Origin of the sequence: Paradesulfitobacterium ferrireducens, from assembly GCF_017310645.1 — a bacterium.
Lineage (GTDB): Bacteria > Bacillota > Desulfitobacteriia > Desulfitobacteriales > Desulfitobacteriaceae > Paradesulfitobacterium > Paradesulfitobacterium ferrireducens.
Genome location: NZ_JAFLRH010000004.1, coordinates 23,985 through 29,984, shown reverse-complemented (window position 1 = coordinate 29,984; position 6,000 = coordinate 23,985). Strand labels below are relative to the sequence as shown.

The 6,000-nt window shown below is 46.7% G+C and carries 4 protein-coding genes and 1 rRNA gene; 1 reads left to right on the top strand and 4 read right to left on the bottom strand.

Features of this window, described 5'->3' with window-relative positions:
- Together J0X21_RS02075 and J0X21_RS02070 are read right to left on the bottom strand one after the other, a co-directional pair.
- Positions 1-79 (bottom strand): 16S ribosomal RNA (locus J0X21_RS02075); the annotation flags it as partial.
- A 639-nt stretch (positions 80-718) separates the two neighbouring features.
- A complete protein-coding gene (locus J0X21_RS02070) occupies positions 719-2,383 on the bottom strand; it encodes a ribonuclease J (protein WP_206809880.1) in 1,665 nt (554 codons plus the stop codon).
- Positions 2,384-3,100: 717 nt separating this feature from the next.
- Here J0X21_RS02070 and J0X21_RS02065 point away from each other — a divergent pair.
- Positions 3,101-3,619 (top strand): DUF6125 family protein, encoded by a 519-nt coding sequence (locus J0X21_RS02065; RefSeq protein WP_206809878.1) that lies wholly within the window; start codon positions 3,101-3,103, stop codon positions 3,617-3,619.
- Positions 3,620-3,689: 70 nt separating this feature from the next.
- On the opposite strand, the gene dapA is transcribed toward J0X21_RS02065, so the two are convergent.
- Positions 3,690-4,610 (bottom strand): 4-hydroxy-tetrahydrodipicolinate synthase, encoded by a 921-nt coding sequence (gene dapA, locus J0X21_RS02060; RefSeq protein WP_206809876.1) that lies wholly within the window; start codon positions 4,608-4,610, stop codon positions 3,690-3,692.
- Positions 4,611-4,651: 41 nt separating this feature from the next.
- Positions 4,652-5,878, bottom strand: coding sequence for an aspartate kinase (dapG, locus tag J0X21_RS02055; RefSeq protein WP_206809868.1), 1,227 nt, complete (start codon positions 5,876-5,878; stop codon positions 4,652-4,654).
- Positions 5,879-6,000: the final 122 nt, after the last annotated feature.

Sequence of the window (6,000 nt, the reverse complement as noted above, 5' to 3'; positions counted from 1 at the left end):
CATCGATCAGCCGTTCGACTTGCATGTGTTAGGCACGCCGCCAGCGTTCGTCCTGAGCCAGGATCAAACTCTCCGTAAAATTTACGAAGAACACGAGGTTCTGAGTGTCGAATGCGCCAACAAGGGCGATAGCCCTACTGGACTATCGGGACGGCAAGCATTCGACGAGCACTTCCCTCGTATCTCGATGCATTTTAAGAGATTTTGACTGCTCAAAATCATTTTTTCTCAGTTACGGCTGATTGCTCAGCTTTTACTGACGAGTTCCATTGGCGTCTTGTTGTTTAGTTTTCAAAGATCAGGATGTTCGCTGCCTTAATCGGCTGACGGAATTTTATTTTAGCACAACATCTTTTCGACGTCAATACTTTTTATTCCGTTCATTACTCACGCAATAATCTTTGAACAGTATCCCTGCGCGATGCTTTGTTATAATAACACTACCGTTAGACTATTGTCAACACCTAATTGAACATTCCTAAATTCATACATATTGTTAATTTTTGTTTTTAGTATAATATCAATAGATTAACAGAAAACATTAGATTAACAGAAAACATTCCAAGAGTTTATCCTTAATATTGAACGAGACTTCATTCAGAGGGGGATTCAACCCCCACTGAATGTTAGTCGATTCCATACTGGACTTAACGCCCTTTGCCACCCGCCGCTTATAGAGGCGGGGGGATAATCATTAACCCAAAGAGATATGAAATCCTCATTCTATCTCTTGAATAATAGGCAAAATCATGGGACGGCGCCGGGTCTTTTCATAAAAATGTTTGCTTAAAGCGTCTCTGATCTGGCTCTTCAGCACAGCCCACTCTGTAACCTTATTCTCACGCAGCCGGGCCATTGTCTGTCTCACTTTTTCCTTCGCTTCATCCAGCATGGACTCCGATTCACGCACGTACACAAATCCCCGGGTCACCACATCAGGGCCTGCGACAATAGCACCGGTTGCCCTGCTTATGGTCATAACTACAATGAGGATTCCGTCCTGAGATAATTGTTTGCGATCCCGTAAAACGATATTGCCTACATCTCCGATACCCAGGCCGTCAATCAAGACATTTCCAGCCGTAACTTTACCGGCAAGGGTTGCTCCGTGGCGTGTAAATTCAATCACGCTGCCATTTTCCGCCACAAAGATATTTTCTCTGGGGATGCCAAGCTGCTCCGCTAACTGGGCATGTTTAATCAACATCCGATATTCCCCGTGAACCGGAATAAAATACTGCGGTCTCACCATATTAAGCATGAGCTTTAGTTCTTCCTGACTGGCATGTCCTGAAACATGCATTCCGGAAACGGATTCGTAAATCACATTGGCACCCTGTTTAAAAAGATGGTCAATAGTACGTGCCACTGATTTTTCATTTCCCGGGATGGGACTGGCGGAAATAATCACCGTATCTCCCGGTTGAATTTCAACCCGGCGGTGGTCGTTCATAGCCATTCGGGTCAAAGCCGACATCGGCTCACCCTGGCTCCCGGTCGTCAGGATACAGGCTTGGTTTCCGGGAAGACTGATGATTTCATCAACATCCACCAAAGTTCCCTCAGGGACATCAAGATATCCCAGTTCATCAGCAATATTTACAACGTTTACCATGCTCCGTCCTACTACCGCGACCTTGCGGTTGGTTCTATACGCGGCAGTGATCGCCTGCTGAATACGATGAACATTTGAGGCAAAGCTAGCCACGATAATCCTATCTTTGGCATTGCGAAAAGCCTCGTCAAACATTTGCCCGACCCGGCTTTCCGACATAGTAAAACCAGGCCGTTCAACATTGGTGCTGTCAGATAATAAGCAAAGCACACCCTTATCCCCAAGTTCAGCAAACTTATGAATGTCCAACATTTCCCCGCTGACCGGAGTATGATCCACCTTAAAATCCCCGGTATGAACGATTGTACCCAAAGGAGTATGAATCGCTACCCCCAGCGCATCCGGAATACTATGATTCACCCGGATGAACTCAACTCTAAAGACGCCTAATTTAAAAACCTCACGGGGCTGAACCACAGTGGCTTTGATGTTATTCAGATTGCTTTCTTTTAACTTGGACTGGATTAGCCCTAAGGTCAGGCGAGTCGAGAAAATCGGTACATTAAAATCCCGCAGTAAATAGGGCAAAGAACCGATATGATCTTCATGACCGTGGGTCACTAAAATCCCTTGCAGCATCTCCTTGTGCTCGATCAAATAGCTGTAATCAGGGATAACAACATCTATACCAAGCATTTCATCTTCCGGAAATGCCATTCCCGCATCAACAAGCAACATCTGGTTATCATAACGAATCACCGTCATGTTCTTGCCGATCTCCCCTAAACCTCCAAGGGGAATAATTTGAACTTTGTGCTCTTTTGGCAAACATTTACACCTCCGTTAAATCTTTACTGTTAATAAGTCCTAGTGCTTCCGTTTCCGATTGAGACAGATTCCAGTCTCGAAATTTTTGACGCTAAAGACAAACACAAAAATAACCGAAATACTCGATCAACACAACGACCACGGTGTTGCCTGTATTCCGTAAGCATCTTTGGAAAACTCGCCGCACAAAACTTCTAATCTGATTATAATCGAGTTTCTTAATCCTTGCAAGCTTAACCTATTCCGAGCATAATCATTCCTGATCAACTTTCAAAAGGAATTATTACTATAATTTGCATATATTTCCTCGGTTAAGCATATCATATATTTTGACCTAACCCCGAAAATTAAAGGAGGCATATTAGAATGACTGATGTAGTTTGTTCTGCAACCCAATGTAGACATAATGGAGATGGCCGGTTGCCAATTGGAAACTCTCAGCGTTACTTCAAGTCTTCTAAATTCGGAAGCGGAATGTGCTTTTTATGAGCCGGAAAAATAACCGTCTGTCATGAAAGCAGCTCCAGGAAAGTCATCGTTTGGATACGATGACTTTCTCGTTTTCAAGAGGAATTAGACGGCTTATGGAGAATTATCATTTAACAAAAACAAGAAAGTATTTTCGGATTCAGAGAGATAAGCATAGATTTTATCAGAGAGGAAGCATCTTAAGGACTAAATCTGAAAATACTGAAAAAAGGAGAGGGGTCGGATCAAATGTTAAACTCAAAAGAAGATCTTACCAGGGAACAGGCCTTAGCGCTTCTTGAGGACTTTACCAAGCGCTGGCTGGCTCATGATGGGCTTTGGTTTCAGTCCATCGAAAGAGAAAGGGGAATGGAAGAGGCCATTCACCATGACATTGAAGCCTGGCGCAAGTTTACAGTGATTGAGGCGAATCGGATTATTAACTTCTTAAGGCTTCCAGAAAAAGGGGGGCTCGGTGCTCTAACCCGAGCCCTGGAATTCCGGCTCTATGCCTTTATTAACCAACAAGAGATTATTAGGCAGGATGAGCATACTCTCATCCTGCGCATGAATGAGTGCCGGGTTCAGTCCGCCCGCAGGCGCAAAAACCTCCCAGACTTTCCATGCAAACCCGTAGGGGAAGTGGAATACTCCCTCTTCGCTCAAACCATCGACCCACGAATTCAGACACGGTGCCTGGCCTGCCCGCCGGATGCTGAAGAACGTAACTTTTATTGCGACTGGGAGTTCACATTAATCGAAAGTTAATTTACAAACTGCAAGAGAAAATATTAAACGCGGCCAAAAGGGAGCACCCATAGCCGCGTTTCTATTATTATTACACACTCCCACGGGTAGACGAGGAAGCAGCCAACGCCTTCTCTTCAGGCTTTACCTGGTATAACAGTTCTTCCAAGAACTTAAGTTCCTCCGCCGTGGCCTCGGCCAAAGGAGGGCGCATTCCGCCGGCCTTAATTCCGATCATGTTTACCATGGCTTTGACCGGAACAGGATTGGTGGTAATAAATAAGCCTTTAAACATGGGATAGAGTTTAAGGTGCCACTTGAGTGCCAGGGCGGAATCTCCAGCGAACCAGGCATCGAGCATCTCTTTCATCTCATCCCCGATAATGTGGGAAGCTACGCTAATCACCCCGCTGCAGCCTAAGGCCAGCATAGGCAATGTAAGAGAATCTTCCCCGCTGTACACTTCGAAATCTTCCGGCAAGATCCGTTTAAGTTCGCTGACTTGATCTAAGGAACCAGCGGCTTCTTTTAGAGCCACGATGTTGGAAATCTGAGACAGCCTTTTGACCGTGTTAGGCAAGAGATTACAGGAAGTCCGGCCCGGAACATTATATAAGAGCACCGGTAAGGAAATGGCGTCTGCAATGGCTTTGAAATGCCGGTAAAGGCCTTCCTGAGAAGGTTTATTATAATAAGGCACCACTGCCATGACTCCGTCCACATTAGTTTGAGCCGCCCGCTTGGCCAGGTCAATACTAGCCTGGGTGGAGTTGGATCCTATATTGGCAAGCACGGTATGCATTGGACCTACTGCTTCTTTGACCGCACGGAAAAGCTCCACTTTCTCATCATCGGTCACTGTCGGAGATTCCCCGGTCGTACCGCAAACAACGATCCCGTCCGAGCCATGCTTTACTAAGTACTGGGCTAAGCGCTTAGCCTGTTCATAATCCACCTCCAACTGCTCGTTAAAAGGTGTTACCATAGCGGTTAAGATCCTGCCAAAACCCATAATTCATCCTTCCTTCCTCATCCTAACTTACCTACACCTATCTAAACCCCGAGCCTAAACCTCTTATGCAGCGCCTGGACTGCCCCGACCATATCCTCTTTATGCACCAACACCCAGATTGTGGTATGGGAATCAGCTGACTGCAAGATGGTAACTCCGGCTTCAGCCAAGGCTTCCACCATATCGGCCATCACCCCGGGCACGCCCGCAATCCCCGCGCCCACAATCGATACTTTGGCACAGCCCCGGGCCACCTCGGGATTAAAACCCATGTTCTGCAAGATTTTTACGGCTTTGTCAGCGACCTCATCCCGCACGGTATATAATACGGCTTCGGGTTGGACACTGATAAAATCGACACTGATATCCGCCAAGGCCATGGCTTTGAATATTTTCTTGTCGGCTTGACGGACATCCGCCGCATCCACGGTCCCGACTCTGATCTGAGTCACATTCGGGGTATGAGCAATCCCGGTAATCAAACGGTCACTGACAATATCCGTCCCTGCATTCATATCCGGCTGCATGTTCGTGACCAAGGTTCCGGGTGCATTGGAAAAAGTGGACTTAATCCGCATCGGGATATTGCGCTGCATGGCAATTTCCACGGCTCGCGGATGAATCACTTTGGCTCCCTGATGGGCCAGCTGACAAATCTCATTATAAGTAATCACATCAAGAATCTTGGCATCTTCCACAATCCGGGGGTCGGCCGTCATGATCCCGTCGACGTCAGTGTATATATCAATCGCCTCGGCCTCAAGTGCAACCCCCAAAGCCGCTGCAGTCGTATCACTGCCTCCGCGTCCCAACGTTGTGATTTGACCGTCTTCCGTGACCCCCTGAAAGCCGGTGACCACTACAATTTTACCTTCCTCAGTATGTTTTAGAATATTCTCCGGTTCGACCCGAATAATTCTAGCATCCCCAAAAGTGTCATTGGTAATAATTCCGGCCTGCGCTCCGGTTAAGAGCACCGCATCAAATCCCAGGCTATGCAGGGTGCTTACAGTAACTACTCCTGAAATTAGTTCTCCGCAGCTCATCAGAAGATCAAGTTCCCGCTTAGGTAGTTCAGGAAATATCCCTTTAACTAAGCCGATCAAGGTATCGGTCGCATATGGGTCGCCCGCCCGGCCAATGGCTGAGACGACGACGACGGGCGAGTAGCCCTCCGTTACGGCCTCCGACACTTTGCCTACAACCTGAGCCCGGCGATCAGGGGTAGCCACTGAAGTCCCGCCAAACTTCTGAACTAAAATACGCAACTCTTTACTCCTCCTGAATTCCTTTCACGAGGTAGTCAGAATTCAGTAGTCAGAATTCAGTAGAGTTCTCATGCTTTTCTTTGGGGTACTAAAACCTTAATTTATACCCAAAAATCATTCTA